The following is a 24,596-nucleotide window of genomic DNA, read 5'->3' on the forward strand; positions in this document are numbered from 1 at the left end:
TGGTGCGCAGTCCTGAAGCTTAGGCAGCACCTAAGTCGTTGTCAACCAACGGGGAGCGGCTATCCGAGCTCCACCAGCACAGCCCCTTTCTCCACCGCCGTCCCGGGCTCGACACGGATGGCGGCGACGGTGCCGGCGGTCGTCGCGCGGAGCTCGTTCTCCATCTTCATGGCCTCCATCACCACGAGCCCCTGCCCCGCGTGCACCGCGTCGCCGACGGCGACGTTGACGCGCACGACGAGACCGGGCATCGGCGCGACGAGCGGCGCCGGCCCGGCCGCGGCGGCCGACGCCGCGGAGAGGTCGCGGATCGCCCGCGTCCGCTCGTCGAGCGCCTCCACGGCGAACCGGCGGCAGTCGAGCGAGAGCGTGTACTTGCCGCGCCTGTCTCCGCGCCGCGCGATCAGACGGTAGACCCGATCGCCGAGCGTGAGCAGGCTCACCGGAGTACCCGGGATGTCGACGAGCCGGGCATGGAGCCGCTCCCCGTCGATCTCCACCTCGTCTCCGGTGACGTCCACCGTGCGGCGCTCGCCGTCGACCTCCACCACGTAGCGCATCAGCTACCTCTCGCGGGCCGCAGCTCGCACACGGTCTCCACGTGCGCCGTCTGCGGGAACATGTCGTAGGGGGTGACCCGCTCCAGCGACCAAGACGGCAGTCGGGCGAGATCGCGGGCGAGGGTGGCGGGGTTGCAGCTCACGTAGAACAGCGCGCGCGGCCCGTCCGGCGCCGACGCGGCGTGCTCCAGCAGCTCCGGCACGCGCGAGTGGAGCCCGCCGCGCGGCGGGTTCACGATCACGACGTCGGCGGGGAGCGCGTCGCCGAGCCGGGCCTCGACCGTTCCTCCGAGGGCCACCGAGCCGTCCGGCAGGCGGCCGCGCGCGAACCGCACCGCCTCGTCGTCCACCTCGATGGCCGTCACGCGGACGCCGGCCGCCGCGAGCCGCAGCGCGGTGTCTCCGGCGCCGGCATAGCCGTCGATCGCCGACGTCGGCCCGTGCGACAGCACGGCGCGCACGAGATCGTCGCGCAGCCGCTCGGACACCGCCGGGTTCACCTGCACGAACGACGCGCCGGGAACGTCGTCGGCGCGCCGGTCGAGAAGCAGCAGCCGCCGCCCGCGCTCCGGCGTCCACCACAGCGCGACGACGCGGGTCACCGCGTCGAAGAACCGGCGCGCCCCGGGCCAGCGCGCCCCGCCCTCGAGCGCGAACGCGGCGCCCTCGTCGAGCAGCCGCACGGCGCCGCGCAGCTCGGCCGCGTCGTTAGGCAGATGCTCCGACGCCGCGAGAACCTCGCGCCACACGGCCACCACGCGCTCGTCGGTGATCGGGCAGTCGCGCAGCGCGAACACCAGACCGGGCGCGTCGAACGCGTGCAGGCCGGCGATCCACCGCCCACCGCGACGGCGCAGCGCGAGCGTGAGCTTGCGGCGATAGCGCCACGGCTCCCCCGCGCTCTGCACAGCGTCCACGTTCGCGTCCCGACGCGCGAGCCGCCGCAGCGCGTCGTCGACGATGCGCCGCTTCGCGCCGCGCTGCGCGTCGAGCGACAGGTGCTGGATCTGGCACCCGCCGCAGCGGTCCTCGACATAGTGCGGGCACGGCGGCTCGACGCGCAGTGTGGACGGCGTGACGATCCGCTCGACGCGGGCGCGCGCGAGCCGCCCCTCCATCGACAGCCGCGCCCGCACGACGTCGCCGGGCGCGGTGCGCGGCGCGAACACCACCACGCCGCCCGCGCGCCCCACGCCGTCGCCGCCCGCCGCGATGGAGTCGATCGTGACCTCGACCGCGTCGGGCTGCTCGCGGGCGACGCGACCGCCGCTCACTGCGACCGCAGCCCCTCGCGCCACGCGGCGCGTCGCCACGCATCGCCCTCGACGACGCGCGTCGTGCCGTTGGGCGCCGCGGATCCCGTCCGTCGCGTGCCGCGATCGCGCTCCGCGACGAGCGCCGCCGCGATCGCCGCGACGCGACGCTCCTCCCCGCTCGCCGGCGCGCTGACGATCTCCGGCAGGCGCTGCTCGAGCCACTGGATGGAGATGTCGCCGCGACGGAACTCGTCGTGCTCCATCACGCTCAGGTGGAAGTCGCGCGAGGTGTCGATCCCCTCGACGGTGAGCTCGCGCAGCGCGCGGTGCATGCGCTCGATCGCCTGCGCGCGGTCCCGCCCGTGCACGATGAGCTTCGCGAGCATCGGGTCGTAGAACAGCCCGATCTCGCTTCCCGCCTCGATGCCGCCGTCCCACCGCACGCCGGGCCCGCTCGGCAGGTGCAGGTACGACACGCGTCCGGTCGATGGCAGGAAGCCATTCGACGCGTCCTCGCTCGTGATGCGGCACTCGATCGCCCAGCCGCGCGGCACGATCTCCTCCTGCGCGAACGGCAGCCGCTCACCGGCCGCGATGCGCAGCTGCCACTGCACGAGGTCGATCCCCGTCACGAGCTCGGTCACGGGATGCTCGACCTGGATGCGCGTGTTCATCTCGAGGAAGTAGAACGCCCCCGAGCGGTCGAGCAGGAACTCGCACGTGCCCGCATTGACGTAGCCCGCCGCGCGCGCCGCCGCGACGGCCGCGGCGCCCATGCGCGCACGCAGCTCGGGATCCACCGCGACGCTCGGCGCCTCCTCGATCATCTTCTGGTGCCGCCGCTGCACGGAGCACTCGCGCTCACCGAGATGAAGCATGGTGCCGTGCTGATCGCCGAGCACCTGGATCTCCACGTGGCGTGGACCCTCGACGAACTTCTCGACGTAGACCGCGTCGTCGCCGAACGCGTTCTTCGCCTCGCGCTGCGCGGCGGCGAGCGACGGCGCCATCTCGGCGGGCTCGCGCACGACGCGCATTCCCTTCCCGCCGCCGCCGGCGGCGGCCTTCAGCAGCACGGGATAGCCGAACGTCTCGGCGGTCGCGATGGCCTCGGCGGCGTCGCGCAGCGGCTCGGTCGTCCCCGGCACCACCGGCGTGCCGGCCTTGATCGCGAGCTGTCGCGCGGCCGTCTTGCTGCCCATCGCCTCGATCGCCTCGGCGGGCGGGCCGACGAACACGAGGCCCGCGTCGCGCACGGCGCGCGCGAACCACGCGCGCTCGGAGAGGAAGCCGTAGCCTGGATGCACGGCCTCGGCGCCGACGCGTTTCGCCGCCTCCACGATGCGCCCGCCCTGCAGGTAGCTCTCGCTCGACGGCGACGGGCCGATGTGCACCGCCTCGTCGGCCTCGCGCACGTGCGGCGCCTGCGCGTCGGCGTCGCTGTACACGGCGACCGAGCGCACGCCGAGCTCCTGACAGGCGCGCACCACGCGCAGCGCGATCTCGCCGCGGTTGGCGACGAGCACCTTGCCGAACGGGGCGCTCATTCGGGTGTGTGCCTCATAGCGGCAGGTTCCCGTGCTTTCGCGGGGGGTTGCGGTCGCGCTTCGTGCGCAGCGTGTCGAGCGCGTCGATCAGGCGCGGCCGCGTGTCGCGCGGGTCGATGATGTCGTCGACATAGCCGCGGCCCGCCGCGATGTACGGGTTCGCGAACGTCGCGGTGTACTCGGCCACCTTCTCGTCGGTCGCCGCGACCGGATCGGCGGCCTGCGCGATCTCGCGCTTGTAGATGATCTCCACCGCGCCCTTGGGGCCCATCACGGCGATCTCCGCGGTCGGCCACGCGACGTTGAAGTCGCCGCGGATGTGCTTCGAGCTCATGACGTCGTACGCGCCGCCGTACGCCTTGCGCGTGATGACCGTCAGCTTCGGCACCGTGGCCTCGCAGTACGCGTAGAGCAGCTTCGCGCCGTGCTTGATGATGCCGCCGTGCTCCTGCGACAGGCCGGGCAGGAAGCCCGGCACGTCCTCGAACGTCACGATCGGGATGTTGAACGCGTCGCAGAAGCGGATGAACCGCGCCGCCTTCACCGATGCGTTGATGTCCAGCACTCCCGCGAGGACTGCCGGCTGGTTCGCGACGATGCCGACGCTGTGGCCGCCGAGGTGCGCGAAGCCGCAGACAATGTTCTGCGCGTACGCGGGCTGCACCTCGTAAAACTCGCCGTCGTCGACGACGCGCCGCAGCACGTCGTGCATGTCGTACGGCTTGCTCGGATGGTCGGGGACGATGTCGAGCAGCGAGCCCTCGCGACGATCGCGCGGGTCGGTGCCCGGGCCGCGCGGCGGCTCGTCGAGGTTGTTCGACGGCACGTAGCGAAAGAGCTCGCGGATCGCGGCGAGCGACGCGAGCTCGGAGTCGTGCACGAAGTGCGCGACGCCGCTCGTGGCCGCGTGCGTGTCCGCGCCGCCGAGCTGCTCCATGGTCACGTCCTCGTGCGTGACCGTCTTCACGACGTTAGGCCCGGTCACGAACATGTACGAGGTGCCGCGCACCATGTACACGAAGTCGGTGATCGCGGGCGAGTACACCGCGCCGCCCGCGCACGGCCCGAGGACGGCGCTGATCTGCGGCACCACGCCCGACGCGAGGGTGTTGCGCAGGAAGATGTCGGCGTAGCCGCCGAGCGACACGACGCCTTCCTGGATGCGCGCGCCGCCGGAGTCGTTCAGGCCGATCACCGGTGCACCGTTGCGCACGGCCAGGTCCATGACCTTGCAGATCTTCTGCGCGTGCGTCTCGGAGAGCGAGCCGCCGAAGACCGTGAAGTCCTGCGAGAACACGTACACCAGCCGTCCGTCGATGCGGCCGTACCCCGTCACGACGCCGTCGCCGTAGATCGGCGTGTCCCCGTCGGCGGCCGCCGAGCGGGCGGTCGCGAACCGGTCGAGCTCCACGAAGCTGTTCTCGTCGAGCAGCACGTCGAGCCGCTCGCGGGCGGAGAGCTTCCCCTTGTCGTGCTGCGCTTTCAGGCGCGCGGCCCCACCGCCGAGCTCCGATTCGCCGCGCCGCCGCTCGAGCAGCTCGAGTTTCTCGCGCATGGTCATAGGCGCGGAAGGTAGCCGGGCCGCGGGGGCGGAGCCAAGCCGCGCGACGGGCCCGACGCCCGGTTGACGCCGACGGTCCGGCGATAGATTGGGCGCCATGCCACTCCGGTCCCGCTCGCATCGTCGCGCGCTGCTCGCCCTCTCGACGGGCGTCGCGCTGGCCGTCGTACGACGCGCGCTCGGTCAGAGCCCGACGCCGGCCGGCGCGTCGTCGTGGACCGATTGGCTCCAGAACTTCTCCAACGCCGGGCAGCTGCTGCAGACCGCGGCGTTCCTGTTCAGCGCCTACCAGTTCTGGGCGAATCGCAACGAACGGCGCGCGGCGGACGAGGCGTCGGCGGTGCAGGCGAAGAAGGACTCGAACTACCAGGCGTGGCAGGTCATCAACAGCGCGCAGGGCAAGGGCGGCAGCGGCGGCCGCCCCGACGCGCTGCGGGACCTGAACCGCAACGGGATCTCGCTCGCCGGCGTGAACCTCGACGGCGCGTGGCTCGAGCAGGTCGACCTGCGCGGCGCGATGCTGCCGATGGCGTCGTTCGAGAACGCGAACCTGCACGGCGCGCAGCTGCAGAACGCGACGCTGACCGGCGCGAACTTCCGCGGCGCGTCGCTCGTCACGGCGTCGCTCAGCGGCGCGTCGCTGCAGGGCGCGGACTTCACCGGTGCGCGGCTGTCGGCGGCGGATCTCTCCGACGCGGACCTGTACAACGCGAAGGGGCTGCGCGAGTGCACGCTCTCGTACACGAACATCGAGGGCGTGCGTCGCGGGCCATCGGGATTCCGCGAGTGGGCGCTCGAGCAGGGCGCGGTGAACCAGGCGACGGAGCAGACGGAGATCCCGAGCGACCACAGTCACTCCACCGTGTTCCGGCGGCTGTGACCTGAAGCATCGAACCGCAGAGGACGCAGAGGGACGCAGAGGGATTCAAGTGCAGTCCTCTGCGTCCCTCCGCGTCCTCTGCGGTTCAAACGACGAAGGCCCCAGTCATGTCGACCGGGGCCTTCGCGCCTAACGGGATCCGAGCGGGCTCAGATGCCCGGCTCGCCCTCGCTGGAGTGCACCGTCGACGGCGTCTCGGGCCGCGGCGGCTGCTCCTCGGGGATGTTCGTCACCGCGAGCACGATCCGGCGGTGGATCGGATCCACCTCGAGGACGCGGAGGTCGAGGAGCATGCCCTCGTACGCCACGTCGGCCGGGTTCTGGACGATCTTGCCCGTGATGTTGAGCTGCGACAGCGGCACGAAGCCCTCGATGTCGTTGCCGACGTCGACGACCACGCCCTTGTCCATCAGGCGCACGATCGGGCGGTTCTGCAGCTCGGTGCCGACCGGGTAGGTCTCACCGATGCGGAGCCATGGATCCTCCTCGGCCTGCTTGAGGCCGAGCGAGATGCGCTTGTTGTCGCTGTCGATGTTGAGGATCACGACGTCGACCGTGTCGCCCTTCTTCACGACCTCCGACGGATGCTGGACGCGCTTCGTCCAGCTCATGTCGGAGATGTGAATGAGGCCGTCGATGCCGGGCTCGATCTCGACGAACGCGCCGAAGCTCGTGAGGTTGCGGACCTTGCCGGTGATGCGCGTACCCACCGGGTACTTGAGCGGCAGCACCGTCCACGGATCCGTCTCCGTCTGCTTCATGCCGAGGGAGATCTTCTCCTCCTCCGGATCGACCTTCAGCACCACCGCCTCGATCGTCTCGCCGATGGAGACGAGCTTCGACGGGTGCCTAACGTTCCGCGTCCACGACATCTCGGAGATGTGGACGAGGCCCTCGATCCCGGGCTCCAGCTCGATGAACGCGCCGTAGTTCGTGATCGAGACGACCTTGCCCTGCACCCGCGTGCCGACGGGATACTTCTGGACCACGTCCTTCCACGGGTACGCCTGGAGCTGCTTGAGGCCGAGCGAGATGCGCTCGCGCTCCCAGTCGATGTCCAGGACCTTCACCTCGAGCTCCTGCCCGATCTGGACCATCTCGCTGGGGTGCGAGATGCGCCCCCACGACATGTCCGTGATGTGGAGCAGGCCGTCGACGCCGCCGAGGTCGATGAAGGCGCCGAAGTCCGTGATGTTCTTCACCACGCCCTTCCGCACCTGATCCTTCTCGAGCTCCTTCATCAGCTTCTCGCGCTTGCCGGCGCGCTCCTGCTCGAGGATCACTCGGCGGGAGACGACGATGTTGCGGCGGCGCTTGTTCAGCTTGATGATCTTGAACTCGTAGCGCTGGCCGAGCAGCTCGTCGATGTTCGGCACGCGGCGGAGCGCGATCTGCGAGCCCGGGAGGAACGCGTCGACGCCCATGAGGTCGACGACCACGCCGCCCTTGATCTTCTTGACGAGCGTGCCCTCGACGGGCTGGTCGTTCTCGTAGGCGAGACGGATGCGCTCCCAGACGCGCATGAAGTCCGCCTTCTTCTTCGAGAGGACGACGGAGCCTTCCTGGTCCTCGAGGTGCTCCAGGAGAACCTCGACCTCGTCGCCAGGCTTGAGGTCGGGCATGTCCTTGAACTCCTCGAGCGGCACGGTCCCCTCGGACTTGAAGCCGATGTCGAGGACGACCATGTTCTCGCGGATCTCGAGGACCTTGGACTTCACGATCTCCCCCTCCTCGATGGAGGCGAGGGTACCGTTGTACATGTCCATCATCGCCTCGAACTCGTCCGACGAGTACTCGTCCTCGTCGTAGAGCTCGGGGCGGCGGTTCGCGAGGGGACGCAGAACGCTCTTCTGCTTGTCGCGCTTCTGGCGCTCGGTCAGCGCCGTCGGGGTGGTCGACGCGTCGAAGTCAGCGTCGAGCGTGGGGTTCTCGAGCTCGGCCATACCGGAGGGGGTCTCCATGATCGCGGAGTTTAGGCTCGCCGCGCCGAGTCATGGGGTGGTGGATCACACGACAGGCCCCGGCAGCCGGATGCCGCCTGGGGCGAGCGAGTGCGAACCCACCAGTTTAGACAGGTAAGTCGCGAGAGTCAACCGGCGCCGCACACCGAAGTTGCGCCGCCATCGCGAGTTACGCGCTCTCTCCCGAGCCCCCGACTCGTGCCTCGCCGGCGTCCGCCGCGTCCGACGCCAGCACCCGCGACCGCGCCCGCGCCAGCGCCACGATGCGGTCCACCTGCTCCGCCTGCGTGAGGAACGTCGTGTCGATCAACACGGCGTCGCGCGCCTGCACCGTCTGGGTCGCGTCCTTGGAGTCGCGCAGGACGAGGTGCTCGGTCTCCTCCGCGATCTCGTCCTCCTGCGGGTGCCGGCCGAGCCGCTGGATGAGCCGACGGCGGGCCCGCTCCCACGGGTCGGCGACGAGGAAGATCTTCAGCGGCGCTTCCGGGAAGACGACGGTCCCGATGTCGCGGCCGTCGACCACGACGTCGTGAGAGCCCCCCGCCGCCCGGACGCGCTCGTTCACCCACGTCCGCACCGACCCGAGCTGCGCGACTCGCGAGACGTTGCGCGTGACGTCCGTGCCGCGGATCGCCTCCCCGACCGCCGCCCCGTCGACGAGCGGCTCGAACCCGGCCGCGGTCGGCGACAGCGCCACGCGCTCGGCGAGCGCTCGCACCGCCTCCTCCCGCCAGCCGGCGGGGTCGCCGGCCTCGCTGAGCGCGAGCCACGTCACGGCGCGGTACAGCGCCCCCGAGTCGACGTGCCGGAAGCCGAGCCGCTCGGCCACCCATCGCGCGGTCGACGACTTGCCCGACGCCGCCGGTCCGTCGATCGCGACCACCATGTGCGACGTCACCGGACGGCGCCGTCCAGGTCGCGCCAGAACGTCGGGAACGACACGTCCACGCACGCCGGGTCGTCGACCTCGATCTCGTTCCCCGGCAGCGCGCCGAGGACGCCGAACGCCATCGCGAGGCGGTGGTCGCCGTGCGTCGTGACGCGGCCCTTCAGCGACGCGCGATTGCCGCGCACCACGAAGCCGTCCGGCAGCTCGTCCGCGTCGGCTCCGAGCGCGCGCAGGTTGCCGACGACGGCCGCGATGCGATCGCTCTCCTTCACGCGCAGCTCCTCGGCCCCGCGCACGACGGTCTCGCCCTCGGCGCGCGTGGCGAGGCACGCGAGCATCGGCAGCTCGTCGATCAGCGACGGCACCTCGGCTGGTGCGATCTCGGTGGAGCGCAGCTCGCCAGGCGACACGGCGAGCGTGCCGACGGTCTCCCCGCCCTCCGTGCGCTCGTCGTCGACGTCGATGCGCACGCCCATGCGCGCGAGCGCGAAGAAGAAGCCGGTGCGCGTCGGATTCAGGCACACGTCGGGCAGCGTCAGCGTGCCCTCCGTCGCGAGCGCCGCGAGGGCGACGAAGAACGCGGCGGACGACGGGTCGCCGGGCACCGCGACGTCGAGTGCGGGAAGGCCCTGCACGGGCCACAACAGCACGGCGTCGTCGTTCACCCAGACCTCCGCGCCGCGCGCGGCGAGCATGCGCTCGGTGTGGTCGCGGGAGCGCGTCGGCTCGCGCACCACGACCTCGACGCCCGCGCACACGCCGGCGAGCAGGATGGCGCTCTTCACCTGCGCGCTCGACTTCTCGTTGTGCCACTCCACCTTCTCGAGCTCCGTGCCGTGCACGACCATCGGCAGCCGCTCGCCGGTCGAGAGCTCGAACGACGCGCCCATGGCCGAGAGCGGCCGGGCGACGCGCCCCATCGGCCGCTTGCTCAGGCTCTCGTCGCCGACGAAGCGCGACGCGAACGGCTGCGCGGCGCACACCCCGGCCATCAGCCGCGCCGTCGTGCCGCTGTTGCCGCAGTCGAGGTCGCGCACCGGCGCGCGGAGACCGCGCAGCCCGTGCCCGGTCACGACGAAGTCGGCCGACAGCTCGGGCATGTCCGCGCCTAACGCGCGCAGCACGCCCGCCGTGGACCGCACGTCGGCGGAGTCGAGGATGCGCGTGATGCGCGACGGGCCGTCGCCGAGCGCGGCGAACATGAGCGCGCGGTGACTGATCGACTTGTCACCCGGGACGCGTACGCTGCCGGTGACCTTCATCGCAGCCACGCCTCGAGCGCGGTCGAGAGATCCGTCTTCTCGTCGCGGTACTTCACGATGATCGGCGTCTGCAGCGACAGGCCCTGCGCCTCCGCCCATCCGCCGGTGATGCGCCGCGCGCCCGGCACCACGACCGCACCCTCGGGGATCTCGAGCGGCGCGTCGGCGGTCCCACGGTACACGGTCTCGCGCTCCAGATCGAACACCGGCGTGCCGCGCGTGAGCACCACGCCGGCGGCGAGCACCGCACGGCGCCGGACGACGGTGCCCTCGTAGACGCCGCAGTTGCCGCCGACGATCGCGTCGTCCTCGACGACGACGGGCGACGCGTTCACCGGCTCCAGCACACCGCCGATCTGCGCGGCGGCGCTCAGGTGCACGCGCTCGCCGATCTGCGCGCACGAGCCGACGAGCGCGTGCGAGTCGACCATCGTGCCGGCGCCGACGTACGCGCCGACGTTGATGTACATCGGCGGCATGCAGACGACCCCCGACGCGATGTACGTCCCGCGGCGGATCGACGACCCGCCCGGGACCACGCGCACTCCCGACTCGATGCGCAGCGTGCGCGGCGGCACGGTGTGCTTGTCGAAGAACGTGAACGCCGCATGCGAGCCGCCGCCGGCCGGTGACATGTCGGCGACCTTGCCGAGCCGGAACGCGAGCAGGATGCCGCGCTTCACCCACGGCACGGCGTGCCAGCGGCCGTCGGCATCGCGCTCGGCGGCGCGGACGTGCCCCTGCTCCAGCGCCGTGAGCAGCTGGTCGACGGCCATGCCGGCGTTCGGCGAGAACGGCGCACCGGGCTCCTTCGGCTCGGCGGCGAGGATGCGCTGCTCCAGGTCCTTGCGGTCGATCGTCACGCCGCCGCTCCCGCGCGACCGGTGCGCTGCGCGTCGCCGGGCGCGTGCTGGAACGCGCCGGCCGATTCGAGCGCGGCGCGCACGGCCGCACGGTACGCGTCCGCGAGCGGCACGAGAGGCAGCCGCAGCACGTCTTCCATGAGTCCGAGCATCGAGAGTGCAGCCTTGAGGGGGATCGGATTCGATTCGACGAACGCGGCGCTCGTCCACGCCGCGAGACGCGCGTCGACGTCGCGCGCCGCGGCGAAGTCGCCGGCGAGCGCACGCTCGCACAGGTCGGCGACCAGCCGCGGCGTCGCGTTCGACGTGACGGAGACGACGCCGTCGCCGCCGGCGGCCATGATGCCTAACGTGATGGCGTCCTCGCCGGAGAGGACGATGAAGCCCGGCGGGCGGTTGCGCAGGATCTCCTGCACCTGCGCGAGGTTCCCCGACGCCTCCTTCACCGCGACGATGTTGGGCACCTCGGCGAGGCGCAGCGTCGTTCTCGCCTCGACGTTGCTGCCCGTCCGGCCGGGGACGTTGTACAGCACGATCGGCAGGTCGACGGCGTCGGCGACGGCGCGGAAGTGGGCCTCGATGCCGCGCTGCGGCGGCTTGCTGTACGCGGGAGAGACGTGCAGCAGGTGCGTGGCGCCGGCGGCGCGCATCTCGCGCGAGAGCGCGATGGCCTTCTGCGTATCGTTCACGCCCGCGCCGGCCACGATCGGCACGCGGCCGCCCGCCTCGTCGACGACGATCTCCACGACGCGCCGCTGCTCGGCGACCGTCATCGTCGCCGCCTCGCCCGTGGACCCGCACGGCACGAGGAAGTGGACGCCCTGCTCGAGCTGCCAGCGCACGAAGCGACGCAGCGCCGGCTCGTCGACGTCGCCGCCGCGCGTGAACGGTGTCGCGAGCGCCGTACCGACGCCGCGGAGCACGTTGGTCTGCGTCATGGCCGGAGCCCTCCAGTTGACTGGTCGCTCGCCGGCGCGAGCACGTCGCTCATCGTGTACACGCCGGGCTCGCGCCGCGCGGCGAGCCAGCGCGCCGCGGCGAGCGCCCCCTCGGCGAACACGCGACGGTCGCGCGCGTCGTGCTCGATGCGGAGCTGCTCGAACGGACCATCGAAGACGAGCGTGTGCGTACCGGGGACGTGGCCGACCCGAACGCTCGTCGTCGGAATCTCGCGGCCGAGCGTCGCCGTCGCGGCGCGCGCGATGGCGATCGCCGTGCCGGACGGCGCGTCCTTCTTCTGCGTGTGGTGCGTCTCCACGAGATGCACGTCCATGCCCGAGTCGCGGAGCAGGCGCCCCGCCTCGGCGGCGAGCCGGATCATCGCGTTCACGCCGAGGGAGAAGTTGGCCGCCCAGAGCATGCGGCCATCGGCGTCGCGGACGTCGCGCTCGAGCGCCGGGAGCTGGTCGTACCAGCCCGTCGTGCCGACGACCACGGGCACGCCGCCGGCGAGGCACGCGCGCACGTTAGGCACCGCGGCGGCCGGCTCGGTGAAGTCGATGGCGACGTCAGCGCCGCCGAGAGCCGCGGCGTCCACACGATCGTCCCGGTCGAGCCGTGCCACGATCTCGGCGCCGCGCTCAGCGGCCAGCGCATCGATCGTGCGGCCCATCTTGCCCATGCCGACGAGCGCGACGCGCAGCGGGGCGGTCACGTCGCGCCCTCCCCGAAGAACGCGTCGTGCAGCCGCTGCATGGCCGGGCCGACGTGCTCCCCGTCGACGACGAGGGTGAGGTTGATGCCCGTGGCGCTGAGCGACGCCATGTGCACGCGCAGGTCGCCGAGCGCGCCGAACGCGCGGGCGAGCGCGACGCCGTTGTCGCTGAGCCCCGCGCCGACGATCGACACGATCCCGCGCTCCCGCTCCACCGACACGTCGCCGAGCGGCGTGAGGTCGCCGAGCAGCTCGTCGAGGTTGGACGGGTCGTCGAGCGTGACGGACAGCGACACCTCGGACGTGGCGATGACGTCCACCGACGTGCGATGCCGCTCGAAGATCTCGAACACGGTCTTCATGAACCCCGAGGCGAGCAGCATGCGCGTGGAGCGCAGCTTCACCACCGTCGTCGCGCTCTTCGCGGCGATCGCGCTCACCGGGCGGCGCGGTGCGTCCGACGTGATGAGCGTGCCCTTCCCCTCCGGCCGCCGCGAGTTGTAGATGTACACCGGGATGCCGCGCCTAACGGCGGGGGCGATCGTGCTCGGGTGCAGCACCTTTGCGCCGAACGACGCCAGCTCCGACGCCTCGTCGAACCGGATCCGCTCGATGAGACGCGCATCGGGCACCACACGCGGATCGGCCGTGAGCATGCCGTCGACGTCGGTCCAGATCTCGATGACGTCCGCCTGCAGCGCCGCGCCGACGAGCGACGCACTGTAGTCCGAGCCGCCGCGACCGAGGGTCGTCGTGATGCCGTCGGGCGTCGCGCCGATGAAGCCACCCATGATCGGCACGCGTCCCTCGCGCAGGTGCGGCTGCAGATGCGCGCGCGCCGCCTCGGCGATCCGGTCGGCGTCCGGCTCCGCCTTGCAGAAGTGATCGTCCGTGATCATCACGCGCCGCGCGTCCACCAGCTCGGCCGGAATGTCGCGCGCGCGGAACGCCGCGGTCACGAGATGCGACGAGAGGATCTCGCCGTACGCCGCGATCGTGTCGAGGCTGCGCGGCGTGAGAAAGCCGAGCACCGAGATCGCCTCGGCGAGCCGCGCGAGCTCGTCGAACATCGCCCCGAGCTCGCCCGACAGCTCGGTGGCCGCCTGCGCGTCGGGCACGAGCGCCGTCACCGCGTTCAGGTGACGCTCGCGCAGCGCTTCCACGGCACGCGCGGCGCCGATGAGCTGACCGCGCGACGCCTGCTCCGCCAGCGCGAGCAGCGCGTTCGTCGCGCCGCCCATCGCGGAGACGACGATCACGGGGCGGCCGGGGAGGCGCCCGCGCACGATCGACGCCGCGCGCTCGATCGCCTCCGCGTCGCCGACCGAAGTGCCGCCGAACTTGACGACGATCAAGGCGCGCTCACCCCGCGAGCGCCGCGGCGGCCACCGCCCCGTGCGCGCGCGACGGCGCGCCGAGCGCGATCTCGGCGTTCAGAATGGAGCCGCCGGCGGCGCCGCGAATCGTGTTGTGGCCGCTCGCGACGAGTCGGATGTCGAGCAGGTGGTCCGCGCGCACGCGACCGACGGTGACGCTCATGCCGTCGCCCGCCATCACGTCGCGCCGCGGCTGCGGGCGATCGGGCGCGTCGCTCACGACGATGGGGCGCTCGGGCGCGCTCGGCATGTCGCGCGTGAGCTCCGAGCCGCGCCACTCACGCAGCACCTCGAGCACCTCGTCGACGCTCGGCCTCCGCTCGAAGCCTAACGACATGCACACGGTGTGGCCGTGCTCCACCGGCACGCGGTTCGTGTGCGCCGTGACGACGAACGGCGCGTGCGCGATGCGCTCGCCGTCGACGCGGCCGAGGATCTTCTGCAGCTCCGTCTCGACCTTCGGCTCCTCGTCGGCGATGTACGGGATGACGTTGCCGAGGATGTCGAGCGACGGCACGCCGGGATAGCCGGCTCCGGAGACCGCCTGCATCGTGGCGAGGAACGCCTTCGACAGACCGAACGCCTCGTGCAGCGGCGCGAGCGGCAGCGACGCGACGGTCACCGAGCAGTTCGCGTTCGTGACGATGGCGCCGTCCCACCCGCGCGCGCGGCGCTGCGCCTCGACGATCGCGAGGTGATCGCCGTTGATCTCGGGCACGACCAGCGGCACGTCGGGCGCCATGCGGAAGTTCTTCGCGTTGCTGAATACGAGCTTGCCGGCCGCGGCGAACGCGGGCTCGATGGTGCCGGCAGCGGACGAGTCGAGCGCCGAGAACACGATCGTCGAGCGCACCGCCGAGGGATCGCACGGCAACACCTCGCGGTCGCGCAGCGCGTCGGGCATGACGCCCTCGATCCAGCGCGTGACCTCGGCGTAGCGCTTGCCGGCCGAGCGCTCGGAGGCGGCGAGCTCCACGACCTCGAACCACGGATGGTCGGCGAGCAGTCGCGCGAAGGTCTGGCCGACCGCGCCGGTGGCGCCGAGGATCGCGACCGGCCAGCGCGAGAACGACTCGCCCGTCGGAACGAGCGAAGCGAGCGGCGGGACGTGCGGCGTCGGTCGGGGCATGGGAGGAGACTCGAAGGTGTTAGGCGGCGCAGGCGTCGCGCACGAGACGTCGATCACGACAACAGCGCGCGCACGATGCGCTCGTACGCGTCGACGCTCGCGCGCAGCTCGTCGACGGCGATGAACTCGTCCGGCGTGTGCGCCACATGGATCGACCCGGGGCCGAAGAGCAGCGGCGTGCCCCAGCGGGCGAGCAGCGGGATGTCGCTCGTGTACGCGACGGGGGCGATCTCGAAGCCGTCGATGGTGTGGAAGTACTGTGCCGGGATGTGCGAGCCCCACTCCAGCTCCGCCGTCCCGCGTGCCCACTCGGTGAGCTGCTCCTTCAACGGGTCCACCGGACCGACGAGGCGGAACATGACCTCCGCTTCCGCATGCGCCGGGACGATGTTCGCCTCCGTGCCGCCGCGCACCACGCCGATGTTGTACGTGGTGTTGCCGAGCACCGGGTCGCTCGGCAACGGCAGCGAGCGCAGCGTCGGCAGCAGATCGAGCAGCGGCTCGATCGCCGAGCGCCCGAGGTGCGCGTACGCGGAGTGCGCCTCGCGGCCGCGCGTGCGCACCGTGACGCGCAGCGATCCCTTCGCGCCGCTCGCGAGCTTGCTCTCCGTCGGCTCGCCGTTCACGAGGAAGCGGCTCGTCGCCGGGAGATGGTTCGCGGCGCGCGCGCCGTCCGATCCCTTCTCCTCGCCGACGACGAACAGCAGATCGACGCGCTGCTCGCCCGCTGCGACGAGACGGTCCGCGGCGGAGAGCATCGCGGCGGCGATGCCCTTCGCGTCGCACGCGCCGCGGCCATACAGGCGCGAGCCCTCGAGGCGCGGCGGATAGTACGGCGGCACGGTGTCGAGATGCGTCGAGAGCGTGACGCCACCGCCGGAGCGCGTCGCCCACACATTGCCGCGCCCGGGCGAGACTTCCTGCACGGTGACGCTCCAGCCGCGGCGCACGAGCCAGCGTGAGACGAAGTCGACGGCGTGTCCCTCGCCGCCGGAGGACGATTGTATGGCGAGCAGCTCGGCCGCGAGCGCGACGACGTCGGTCATGGCGGTATTGTAATCGGGGCCGCGTGCGCGATGCCACGCACGCGGCCCCGCCGTCGCGTCGCCGCGGTGACGCGACGATCAGCGCGTCAGACCGACGGACGCGTCTCCGTGGACAGCTCCGCGCCGCCGCTGCCGCGCACGTGCTCCACGAACATCTGCTGCGCGAGACGGTTCGCCTCCTTCGCGTAGTCGTCGTGGTGCCGCTCGCCCATCTCGCCGATCTCGGCGAGCCGCGTGTCGCCGAGCGCGCGGCCGGCCTCGCGGAACGTCTTGAACGTGTCCTCGGACTGCCGGGACGTGACGATGTCGCCGACGAGCCGCAGGAAGTCGCTCTCGCGTGCCGCGTCGGCGAGGTCGCGCGCGACGCCGAGCACGGTGCCGATGGCCTTCTTGCCGGCGCCGAGCTCCGCGCCGATGGAGCGCTGATAGTCCTCGAGCATGCGCTGGTGCTCGCGCGCCCGCGGGATGAATCGGCTGCAGAGGTCGCGATACCGGGCGTCCTCGGCCTGAGTCTCGTGATCCTCCAGGTTCTGGAGGAATGTCCGATGCTGCATCACCGCGTTGTTGATCTGGCTCCGCAGAAAGTCCTGACCGCTCTCCATGCCCACCCTCACCGTCAGAGATTCGTGCCGCTTACCGGATGGATCAGAGGGTGCAGGAGGCAGGCCACCCACCGCGCCGGGGAGCTCGACCGAACGTCGCCGGCGGGTCGGGGTAGCAGGTCGCCCGGCCGCCGGCCCGGGTGCCGCGGCGCGGCCCGAGAGCCATCCGTAACGCATTGTAAATAAACGGCTTACGAGCCTTCACCGAGACCGTCTTCGATGTTGACAGCGGCGAGAGCTTCGGGTAATTTTCGGGCACGGCAAAGTGCCCGAGCGATCGACCATAAAGCGAGAGGAAGCCGCGTGGCGGGGACCAAGAGAGGAGTGAAGCGCCAGGCGGCAGCACCGGCCCCGAAGCCGGCCGCCCCGAAGTCGGCCGCCCCGAAGACGGGGGCCGAGCGGCCGGTGACGAAGACGGGCGGGACGAAGGCCGCGACGACGACGAAGGCGGCGACGACCAAGACGGCGGCGACGAAGGCGACCGCGACCAAGCCGGCGCCGCCGACGAAGGTGGCCCCACTGGCGAAGCCGGCGAGCCGGAATGGCAACGGGCACGCGCCGACGGCCAGCCGGACGCAGCCCAAGCCCCCGCCGCGCACGAAGGCGGCCGTCGTCCCGGTGGCGAAGGCGCCGGTGAAGAAGGCCGCGCCGACGAAGCGGGCCGCGAAGCCGGCGGTCCGCGGCGGTCGCACGGCCACGAACGGGGCGCGACGGAAGCCGGCGAAGGCCGGGAAGCCAAGCAAGCCGGCACCGCCGATCGTCCGGGTGGTGAAGGTCCGGCAGCTCGACCCGCTCGTGAAGTGCGGCCCGGCGACCTCCGTCGAGCAGCTCTTCCGGGTGGACGAGGAGGCGAACGGGCACATGACGGTCCACCTCGTCTTCCTCGACCGACACGGGTGGTACTGCGTGCACGGCCCGCGCTGCGCGGCCGTGGCCGACGTGCACTCGCACAACCGCACACCGCACGGGGCGCGCGCCGGAGGGCGCTAGGCGTGCCGCCGTAACCGACCAGGCGCCAACCAATTCACTGGACGAAACCGGACGGACGAGAGATGATCGCGAGACACGAGACACAATTGGACAAGACGAACATCTGGTCGGCGCTGGCGGCCTCGCTGCCGGCGGGGGTGGTCTCCTGGCGGCAGGACGGGCGCTCGGTGCAGCGGGACGGGCGGTGGTACGCGCGCTTCGTCGCGTACATCGACGCGAACACGGTGCGCGAGCGGCTCGACGCGGTGGTGCCCGGCGAGTGGGACCTCACGCTCGACCTGCTCCCGCCGCTGGCGGCGCAGGACGAAGACGGGCACGTCTGCTCGTTCAAGGCGCGGCTGCAGATCCTCGGCGTGATCCGCGAGGACGTGGGCACGGGGCGCGACTACAAGTCGGCGGCCACGGACGCGTTCAAGCGCGCCGCGGTGCGCTTCGGCATCGGCCACGAGCTCTACGCGCTGGAGCCGAACTGGGTGGAGGTCGACGGCGATGGGCGGTACGCGAAGCCGGTCGAGGATCCGCAGGCGGCGTACGATCGCCGCACCACGCGCCGCAACGGCAATGGGCGTCCGAGCGAGGGACGTCCGAGCGACGTGCCGGTCGCCTCGGCGGTGTCGGTGGAGGAGCACGAGCCCCGCGCGGAGCCGGCGGCGAACGGCAACCGCCCCGCCACGGCGATGGCGACGGACCCGGACGCGGTGAGCTGCCCGAAGTGCGGCGGCCGGATGTGGGACAACCGGCTCAGCAAGCGCAACCCGAAGGCGCCGGACTTCAAGTGCCGCGACCGGAGCTGCGACGGCGTCGTGTGGCCGCCGCGTGACGGCAAGGCCAAGGGCGGCGCGCCGGCGACGGTGCCGGCCGACGAGCCGGACGAGATCGCGTTCGACAGCTCGCCGCTCGGCGCGACGGCGGACGACGAGATCCCGTTCTGAGCCTGACGCGTTAGGCAGCCGTTAGGCGTCAGGCGAAGCGGCCCGGCAACTTGGTTGCCGGGCCGCTTCGTGGCTAACCAGTGCCTAACGCCCAACGATGCCCGGGGCGGGATTCGAACCCGCAACCCTTTCGGGAGAGGTTTTTAAGACCCCCGTGTATGCCATTCCACCACCCGGGCGGTTCGCGCACATGCAGTGCTCGCGCATGCATCTTCCTAACGCGATGCGCCGGCTTCTGACTATGACAGTGCGGACGGAGCGGGCGCAAGTTCTCGAGACCACGCCCGCGGCGCCGTCGTCGATGTGATCGAGGCCCATCGACGGGCACTGCGGCACGCCAAGCGAGGAGCCGGCGCTCGTCCGACCATGGGTCCGAGGGTCCGAATGAAACGACGCGGGGCCGGCAGCAGTTGCCGGCCCCGCGTTCGCGTTCGCATCAAGAGCGGGAAACGGGACTCGAACCCGCGACCCCAACCTTGGCAAGGTTGTGCTCTACCAACTGAGCTATTCCCGCGCGACGTACCCCGGAGTATAGCCGCCCCACGCGATCGGTTCAAGCCGCCGAGCCGGTCCGTCAGGGGGCGACGCCGAGGACATGCACCGCGTACCAGACCATGTACGCGACGAGCCCCGACAGCGACGCGTCGCCGCCGTTCGCGACGGCCTTGCCCTCGGGACCGACGATCTCCGCCGCCACCCCGTTGTCGAGCGGCGCGCGGCGCAGCCACTGCAGCACCTGCGGCGCGTCCGGACCGAGCAGCCGCGCGCACTGCTGGGCGAGCGACGTCGGCGTGGCGCCGAGGCCCCGCGCGGTGCGCCGGTACGTCGAGTCGGTGCGATCGACGGCCTCGTACAGCGGCAGCCAGAGCGACGACGCGAGCGGGTCGTCCTCCATCGCGCGGGCGCCCTTGAGGTCCACCGCCGACGCGAGCCCCGTCTTCCCGTCCCGCTCCGACGCGAAGTGCCGCAGCAGCGCCGCGCGCACCGCCTCGGGGTCCTGCACCTCGCGCGCGGTCTCCTCGTCGAGCGTGCGGCGGAAGACCTCGAGCGCCTGCGCGACCACCGCGTTGCCGTGCAGCGTGAACGGGTGCGTGACGGCGGCGCCGGAAAGCGTCACTTCCGTCGAGTAGAGCGGCACGTTCTCGTCGCGCCGCGCCGCGATGTCGTCGCTCGAGAGATAGAGCGTGTCGGCGACCGCCGGCTCGTCGACGATCTGATCGTCGCCGGTCTCGCGAATGTAGCGGTCCGTGGCGAGCGCGTATGCCGCCGCCCCCTCGAGCGAGAAGCCCGGCTCGAACAGCGTGCCGTCGACGTAGTGCACGCCCTGCCCCGGCGCGTAGCCGTGCAGCTCGCACGTGCGCAGCAGCAGCTCGCGCGCGAGCGGCGCGTCGCCGAGCTGCACGGCCGGGAGCGTCCACATGAGCGCCTCCCAGTCGCGCACCGTGATCCCGCGCGCGTGCCACGGCACGCGCGTGCGCACTGGGTAGTAGTGCGCGTCGTCGAGCGCGCGCGCGCAGCCGTAGAAGTACGCGAAGATGAGGTTCCGGTTCACGATGCGGTCGATCGCGTCGTTGCCGGTCACCTGCTCGAGCGCGCGGAGCGCCTCGCGCGTCGCGGCGAGCAGGTCGCGCCAGCCGCGGCGGCGCATCGCCGCCACCGTCGCTTCCGCGCCGTCGCGCTCGGGGCCCGCCGCGAGATAGAACGCGACCTGCCGCGTCGTGCCGCGCTCCACCGACAGCGTCCGGCGCACCGAGAAGCGCGGCGCCTCGCCGTCGTGCACGTCGACGGCGGCCGGGCCGTCCGCGCCTAACGCGAACGCGACGACGCCGGGAAGCGCGGTGCCCTCGAGCACGACCACCTCGTTCGCGCCGACGGACGCGCGGTGCGTGTCGGGGAACGGACGCGCGGAGCGGACGCGCATCTGGCGATGTCCCAGCGTGCCCTCGAGCGCGATGTCGATGCTCACCGTCTCGGCCCCGCGGTTCTCCACCGAGATCGTGTACACGGCCCCCGACAGATCCGTGTCGCGGCCGTGCGGCGCGAACACCGAGCCGCGCACGACGAGCGATCCGCTCGTGCAGGTGAACGTCGGCAGCCACTGCACCGCGCGCTCCCACGCGATCCCCTCCGCCGCGAGCTCGCGCAGCGTGCCGTCGACGCGCAGCGACGGCCGCAGCAGCGGCTCGCCGCGCCCCTCCACGAACTCCGCGCCGCCGGCGAACTCGATCGCGGCGCGCGCGCCGCGGTGCAGCACGCCGGCGGCCCAGATCGCACCGTCGGCGGGATGGATGCACGGCAGTGCGAGCCAGTGGTTGCCGGTCACCTGCCAGGGGATCTGCGGGGGCGGAGTGGTGTTCACGTGTGCGTGCGGTGCGTGCGTGCAGGGCCGACGATGCGTGCGCGTGGCGGGTCCCGTCGGTTGACGTGCTCCGACCACGCCGCTAATCTAGCGGGCTACCGCCCGGCCCCGCCGGGCAGTGCGCACGGCGTTGCGCCACAAGGACTTACGGACTCAGAGGTACGACACATGGCGCGACGGCGTGGAGGCGCGGCACCCGCGGCCGGGGCGGTCGCCGGCGGGGTGCTCGCCGCGCAGCTCGCGCTTGCCGCGCAGCTCGCGGTCGCCGCGCCGCTCGCGGCCCAGCGCTCGGTCGCCGGCGGATTCGACGACGCGTCGCTGCCGGTGCGCGGCGAGGCGCGCCTCCGGTTCGGCGTCCTGTTCGAGGCGACGTCGGAGCAGTTCGGCGGCGTCTCCGGCGCGGACGGCAGCACGCGCGTCCCGCTCGGCGCGCGCTTCTCGTTCGACTCGGCGGCGTTCGGCGCGTCGCACTTCGCGCTCGTCGGCGTGGCCGAGCGCGCGCTGCGCGACAGCGTCGGCGTGACCAGCGGGCTCACGCTCGGCGTGGCGAACACCGGCCTGCGCACGCTCGTCACGCGCATCCCGTTCCAGCTCGACGTCGGCCTAACGCGGCGGCTCGCGATCAGTGCGATGCTGCCCGTCGTGCGCACGGAGTCGTCGGTGAACCTCGTCGTGAACCCGGGCGGCACGACCGGGAACCTCGGGTTCAACCCGGCCAACGGCGCGACGGCGCCGAGCGGGAGCTCGGCCGCCGCGCAGCAGAACGCGCTCGTGCAGAAGCAGCTCGGCGCCGCGGCGAGCGCGCTCGAGTCGGCCCTCGCGACGTGTCCCGCCGTCGCCGGCCCCACGACGACGCCCCAGTGTGCGGCGGTCATCGCGAACCGCGCCGGCGCGACACAGCTCGCGCGCTCGGCACGCGCGGTCGCGAGCGGGCTCGCGCAGGTGTACGGCGCGGGCACCACCGCGCAGCCGGGCGGGCCGTTCGTGCCGATCCAGGGCACGGCGCCGCAGCGCGCGGTCGAGGCCCGCATCCGATCGTTAGGCACCGCGTTCGCCGCGTTCGACGTCAACGACCTCGCCACGCCCGCGCTCCCCGCCGCGGCGACGGCGCGCATCGCCGCCGCGGGGCTCCAGCGGGTCCTCACCGAGGACCGCTTCGGCGTCGCGTCCGACTCGGTGAAGGGCGTCACCGTGCAGGGCACCGGCGACGTGGAGCTCGCCGCGCACGTGATGTGGCTCGACACGTTCGGCGGGCCGCGCGACCCGGTGCGCTCTGGCGTCCGCGTGCGCAGCACGATCGGCGCCGGGTACCGCCTCGCGACGGGGAGCGAGGCGTTCCCGTCGTTCGTCTTCTTCGTGCCGACGGGCAGCGGACCCGCCCTGCTCTTCCGCTCCGCCACCGACGTGTCGATCGGCCGTCGCGCGTGGGTCAGCGCCGTGGCGCGCGTGGAGTCGCCGCTCGCGCACGACGTCGAGGTGCGCGTGCCGCTGTTCCCTGGTGAGCTGTTCGCGCCCGGCGAGCGCGCACTGACCGCGCAGCGCACGAGCGGTCGCACGGTGTCGGTGGAGATCACGCCGCGGTGGGCGCCCAACGACGCGTTCTCGCTCGCCGCACAGTACGCGCTGCGCTCGCGCAGCGACGACAAGTACGTGGGCACGCTGAGCACGACCGACGCGACCGGCGCCGACGAGCTCGTCGACGCGTCGCTGCTCGGCGTCGGCACGGGCGCGCGCGCGCAGCTCGCCGGCTTCGGGATCACGTACTCCACGCTCGGCGCGTTCGCCCGCGGTCATTCCTGGCTGCCGGCGGAGGTGAGCTACCTGCATACCTCCACGTTCGGCGGCAGCGGCGGCGTCGTGCCGCGCACGCGCTACGATCAGCTCGTGATCCGCGTGTACGCTCAGATCTTCGGCACCAGCCCGCGGCGGCCGGCGCCGGCCCGCGCGCCCCGCCGTTAGGCGCTAGCGGCGTCGCCGCGGCGCGGCAGCGGCGAGCGACGGCTCTGGCGCTGCGGGCTTCTGCAGCTTCGCCGTGTCCACCGCGGCAGTGTCGAGCAGCTCGCGGGCGTGGGCGCGGCTCACCTGGCTCTCCGGATCGCCGCCGAGCATGCGCGCCACCTCGACGACCCGCTCGTCGCCGGCGAGCACGCGGACGTCGGCCGTCGTGACGCCGCCCTTCGCGCCCTTCGCGACGAGGATGTGGTGATGCGCGCGTGCGGCGAGCTGCGGCAGGTGCGAGATCGCGAACACCTGATGGTGCTGCGCGACGCGCCGCATGGTCTCGCCGACCATGAGCCCGACGCGGCCGCCGATCCCCGCGTCCACCTCGTCGAAGACGAGCGTCGGCACGCCGTCGAGCCGCGCGAGGATCGTCTTCAGCGCGAGCATCACGCGCGACAGCTCGCCGCCCGACGCGACGCGCGCGAGCGGCCGCGCGTCGTGCCCGAGGTTCAGCGCGACGCGGAACTCCACGTCCTCGGCGCCGGTCGCCGCCGGCTCGCCGCGCGGCGGCAGCTCCACGCGTAGACGGCCGTCCGCCATGCCGAGGTCCGGCAGCACCGCCTCCACCGCGGCCGACAGCCGCTCCGCGGCGGCGCGCCGCATCTCCGAGAGCGTTGCCGCCTCGGCGACGAGCTCCTCGCGCGCGGCGGCCTCGCGCTGCTCCAGCGACTTGAGGTCGAAGCCCGCGGAGTCGACGAGGTCGAGCTCCTCGCGCGCCGTCCGGCCGGTCTCGATCACCTCACCCAGCCCGGGGCCGTACTTCTTGCACAGCCGGAACAGCAGGTCGCGGCGGCGCTGCACTTCCTCGAGCCGATCGGGATCGAGCTCCACGCGTCCCTCGTACTCCTCGAGCTCGCGCGACAGCTCCTCGAGCGAGTAGAACGCGCCGTCGTACAGCTCCTGCAGGCGGCCTAACGACGGGTCGATGCGCTGCAGCGAGCCGAGCGCCTTGTGGAGCTGCGCGAGCGCGGCGAGCACCGCGTCCTCGCTGCCCTCGAGCAGCTCGTGCGCACCGCCGGCGAGCGACCGCAGCTCCTCGGCGTGCTCCAGCCGCCGTGCCTCCTCCTCGAGCCGGTCGTCCTCGCCGATCGTTAGGCGGGCGCCCTCGATCTCCTGCACGACGTGGCGCAGGTAGTCGGCGCGCCGCTCCGCCTCGGCGCGTCGGCGGGCGAGCGTGCGCATCTCGTCGCGCAGCGTGTGCAGCGTGTCGGCGGCGGTGCGCACGCGCTCCGCCTGCGCGGTGGCGCCGCCGAACGCGTCGAGGATACGCCGCTGCGAGTCGCCGTCGAGCAGCGTCTGCGCCTCGTGCTGGCCGTGCAGGTTCACGAGCAGCCGCCCGACCTCGGCGAGCACGCCCGCCGTGACGGTGGTGCCGTTGATCCACGCGCGCGCGCGTCCGCCGGCGGCGATCTCGCGCTTCAGCACGACCGTCTGCTCCTCGACCTCCACGCCACGCTCGTCGAGCAGCCGCGCGAGATCCGGCCGGTCCGTGGTGTCGAACACACCCTCGACCGATGCCCGGTCGGTGCCGGTGCGGATCAGGTCCGCGCTCGCGCGCTCGCCGAGCAGCAGGCCGAGCGCGCCGACGATGATCGACTTGCCCGCACCGGTCTCGCCGGACAGCACGTTGAACCCACGCGCCAGCGGCAGCGTGAGCGACTCGATGATGGCGAAGTTCTTGATCCGGAGCTCGGTCAGCATGCAGCGAGAGTACGTTCGCGGGAATCC

The 24,596-nt window shown here is 72.3% G+C and carries 20 protein-coding genes and 2 tRNA genes; 4 read left to right on the forward strand and 18 right to left on the reverse strand.

All coding sequences use genetic code 11. The features are described from left to right. Nucleotides 1–59: 59 nt before the first annotated feature. The 4 genes from J421_RS17185 to J421_RS17200 are packed head-to-tail and all read right to left on the reverse strand — an operon-like array spanning nt 60 to nt 4,918. A complete protein-coding gene (locus J421_RS17185; RefSeq protein ID WP_025412413.1) occupies nt 60–560 on the reverse strand; it encodes an acyl-CoA carboxylase biotin carboxyl carrier protein subunit in 501 nt (166 codons plus the stop codon). Continuing rightward, entirely contained in the window at nt 560–1,834 is a 1,275-nt protein-coding gene (locus J421_RS17190; protein ID WP_148306369.1) for a class I SAM-dependent RNA methyltransferase, read from the reverse strand. The genes J421_RS17185 and J421_RS17190 overlap by 1 nt, the downstream gene beginning before the upstream one ends. Next, nucleotides 1,831–3,363 (reverse strand): acetyl-CoA carboxylase biotin carboxylase subunit, encoded by a 1,533-nt coding sequence (locus J421_RS17195; protein ID WP_025412415.1) that lies wholly within the window; start codon nt 3,361–3,363, stop codon nt 1,831–1,833. Before J421_RS17195 ends, J421_RS17190 begins: the two co-directional genes overlap by 4 nt. Before the next feature lie 13 nt (nt 3,364–3,376). Further along, nucleotides 3,377–4,918, reverse strand: coding sequence for an acyl-CoA carboxylase subunit beta (locus J421_RS17200; RefSeq protein ID WP_025412416.1), 1,542 nt, complete (start codon nt 4,916–4,918; stop codon nt 3,377–3,379). 103 nt (nt 4,919–5,021) lie between these two features. Here J421_RS17200 and J421_RS17205 point away from each other — a divergent pair, with 103 nt between their 5' ends. Then, nucleotides 5,022–5,804: a pentapeptide repeat-containing protein gene (locus J421_RS17205; RefSeq protein WP_025412417.1), complete on the forward strand. Its 783-nt coding sequence runs from the start codon at nt 5,022–5,024 to the stop codon at nt 5,802–5,804. 149 nt (nt 5,805–5,953) lie between these two features. Here the strand turns inward: J421_RS17205 and J421_RS17210 are convergent, their stop codons facing one another. The 10 genes from J421_RS17210 to J421_RS17255 form a co-directional block, all read right to left on the reverse strand. Further along, entirely contained in the window at nt 5,954–7,765 is a 1,812-nt protein-coding gene (locus J421_RS17210; RefSeq protein ID WP_236646265.1) for a 30S ribosomal protein S1, read from the reverse strand. A gap of 169 nt (nt 7,766–7,934) precedes the next feature. After that, nucleotides 7,935–8,663 (reverse strand): (d)CMP kinase, encoded by a 729-nt coding sequence (gene cmk / locus J421_RS17215; RefSeq protein ID WP_104022742.1) that lies wholly within the window; start codon nt 8,661–8,663, stop codon nt 7,935–7,937. Further along, nucleotides 8,660–9,916 carry a 3-phosphoshikimate 1-carboxyvinyltransferase gene (gene aroA / locus J421_RS17220; RefSeq protein WP_025412420.1) on the reverse strand — a complete coding sequence of 419 codons (1,257 nt, stop codon included), beginning with the start codon at nt 9,914–9,916 and terminating at the stop codon, nt 8,660–8,662. Before aroA ends, cmk begins: the two co-directional genes overlap by 4 nt. Beyond that, entirely contained in the window at nt 9,913–10,779 is an 867-nt protein-coding gene (locus J421_RS17225) for a 2,3,4,5-tetrahydropyridine-2,6-dicarboxylate N-succinyltransferase (RefSeq protein ID WP_236646266.1), read from the reverse strand. Before J421_RS17225 ends, aroA begins: the two co-directional genes overlap by 4 nt. Then, a complete protein-coding gene (gene dapA / locus J421_RS17230) occupies nt 10,776–11,717 on the reverse strand; it encodes a 4-hydroxy-tetrahydrodipicolinate synthase (protein WP_025412422.1) in 942 nt (313 codons plus the stop codon). Before dapA ends, J421_RS17225 begins: the two co-directional genes overlap by 4 nt. Further along, on the reverse strand, nt 11,714–12,433 hold the full coding sequence (dapB, locus tag J421_RS17235; RefSeq protein WP_201773032.1) for a 4-hydroxy-tetrahydrodipicolinate reductase: 720 nt from the start codon (nt 12,431–12,433) through the stop codon (nt 11,714–11,716). Before dapB ends, dapA begins: the two co-directional genes overlap by 4 nt. Next, nucleotides 12,430–13,788, reverse strand: a complete 1,359-nt coding sequence (gene lysC, locus J421_RS17240; RefSeq protein ID WP_025412424.1) for a lysine-sensitive aspartokinase 3 — start codon at nt 13,786–13,788, stop codon at nt 12,430–12,432. The genes dapB and lysC overlap by 4 nt, the downstream gene beginning before the upstream one ends. A gap of 7 nt (nt 13,789–13,795) precedes the next feature. Beyond that, nucleotides 13,796–14,938 carry an aspartate-semialdehyde dehydrogenase gene (gene asd, locus J421_RS17245; protein ID WP_025412425.1) on the reverse strand — a complete coding sequence of 381 codons (1,143 nt, stop codon included), beginning with the start codon at nt 14,936–14,938 and terminating at the stop codon, nt 13,796–13,798. Nucleotides 14,939–14,991: 53 nt separating this feature from the next. After that, nucleotides 14,992–15,984, reverse strand: coding sequence for a M20/M25/M40 family metallo-hydrolase (locus J421_RS17250; protein ID WP_025412426.1), 993 nt, complete (start codon nt 15,982–15,984; stop codon nt 14,992–14,994). Nucleotides 15,985–16,070: 86 nt separating this feature from the next. Continuing rightward, nucleotides 16,071–16,586 carry a hypothetical protein gene (locus tag J421_RS17255; protein ID WP_025412427.1) on the reverse strand — a complete coding sequence of 172 codons (516 nt, stop codon included), beginning with the start codon at nt 16,584–16,586 and terminating at the stop codon, nt 16,071–16,073. A gap of 303 nt (nt 16,587–16,889) precedes the next feature. On the opposite strand from J421_RS17255, the gene J421_RS17260 reads away from it, so the two are divergent. Together J421_RS17260 and J421_RS17265 are read left to right on the forward strand one after the other, a co-directional pair. Beyond that, nucleotides 16,890–17,576, forward strand: a complete 687-nt coding sequence (locus J421_RS17260; RefSeq protein ID WP_148306370.1) for a hypothetical protein — start codon at nt 16,890–16,892, stop codon at nt 17,574–17,576. Nucleotides 17,577–17,638: 62 nt separating this feature from the next. Continuing rightward, nucleotides 17,639–18,508 (forward strand): Rad52/Rad22 family DNA repair protein, encoded by an 870-nt coding sequence (locus tag J421_RS17265; RefSeq protein WP_104022745.1) that lies wholly within the window; start codon nt 17,639–17,641, stop codon nt 18,506–18,508. A gap of 98 nt (nt 18,509–18,606) precedes the next feature. Here J421_RS17265 and J421_RS17270 read toward each other — a convergent pair. The 3 genes from J421_RS17270 to J421_RS17280 all read right to left on the reverse strand — a co-directional run bounded on the left by J421_RS17270 (nt 18,607) and on the right by J421_RS17280 (nt 20,867). Further along, a tRNA-Leu gene (locus J421_RS17270) sits at nt 18,607–18,687 on the reverse strand. A gap of 262 nt (nt 18,688–18,949) precedes the next feature. Then, nucleotides 18,950–19,022: transfer RNA gene (locus J421_RS17275), tRNA-Gly, on the reverse strand. A 60-nt stretch (nt 19,023–19,082) separates the two neighbouring features. Next, nucleotides 19,083–20,867 (reverse strand): hypothetical protein, encoded by a 1,785-nt coding sequence (locus J421_RS17280; RefSeq protein ID WP_148306371.1) that lies wholly within the window; start codon nt 20,865–20,867, stop codon nt 19,083–19,085. Nucleotides 20,868–21,035: 168 nt separating this feature from the next. Here J421_RS17280 and J421_RS17285 point away from each other — a divergent pair, with 168 nt between their 5' ends. Further along, complete coding sequence (locus tag J421_RS17285) at nt 21,036–22,826, forward strand: hypothetical protein (RefSeq protein ID WP_025412431.1); 1,791 nt, start codon at nt 21,036–21,038, stop codon at nt 22,824–22,826. A gap of 3 nt (nt 22,827–22,829) precedes the next feature. Here J421_RS17285 and recN read toward each other — a convergent pair whose 3' ends face one another. After that, entirely contained in the window at nt 22,830–24,569 is a 1,740-nt protein-coding gene (recN, locus tag J421_RS17290) for a DNA repair protein RecN (protein ID WP_025412432.1), read from the reverse strand. Nucleotides 24,570–24,596 lie beyond the last annotated feature (27 nt).

The sequence above is a fragment of the Gemmatirosa kalamazoonensis genome (genome assembly GCF_000522985.1).
Classification (GTDB): Bacteria; Gemmatimonadota; Gemmatimonadetes; order Gemmatimonadales; family Gemmatimonadaceae; genus Gemmatirosa; species Gemmatirosa kalamazoonensis.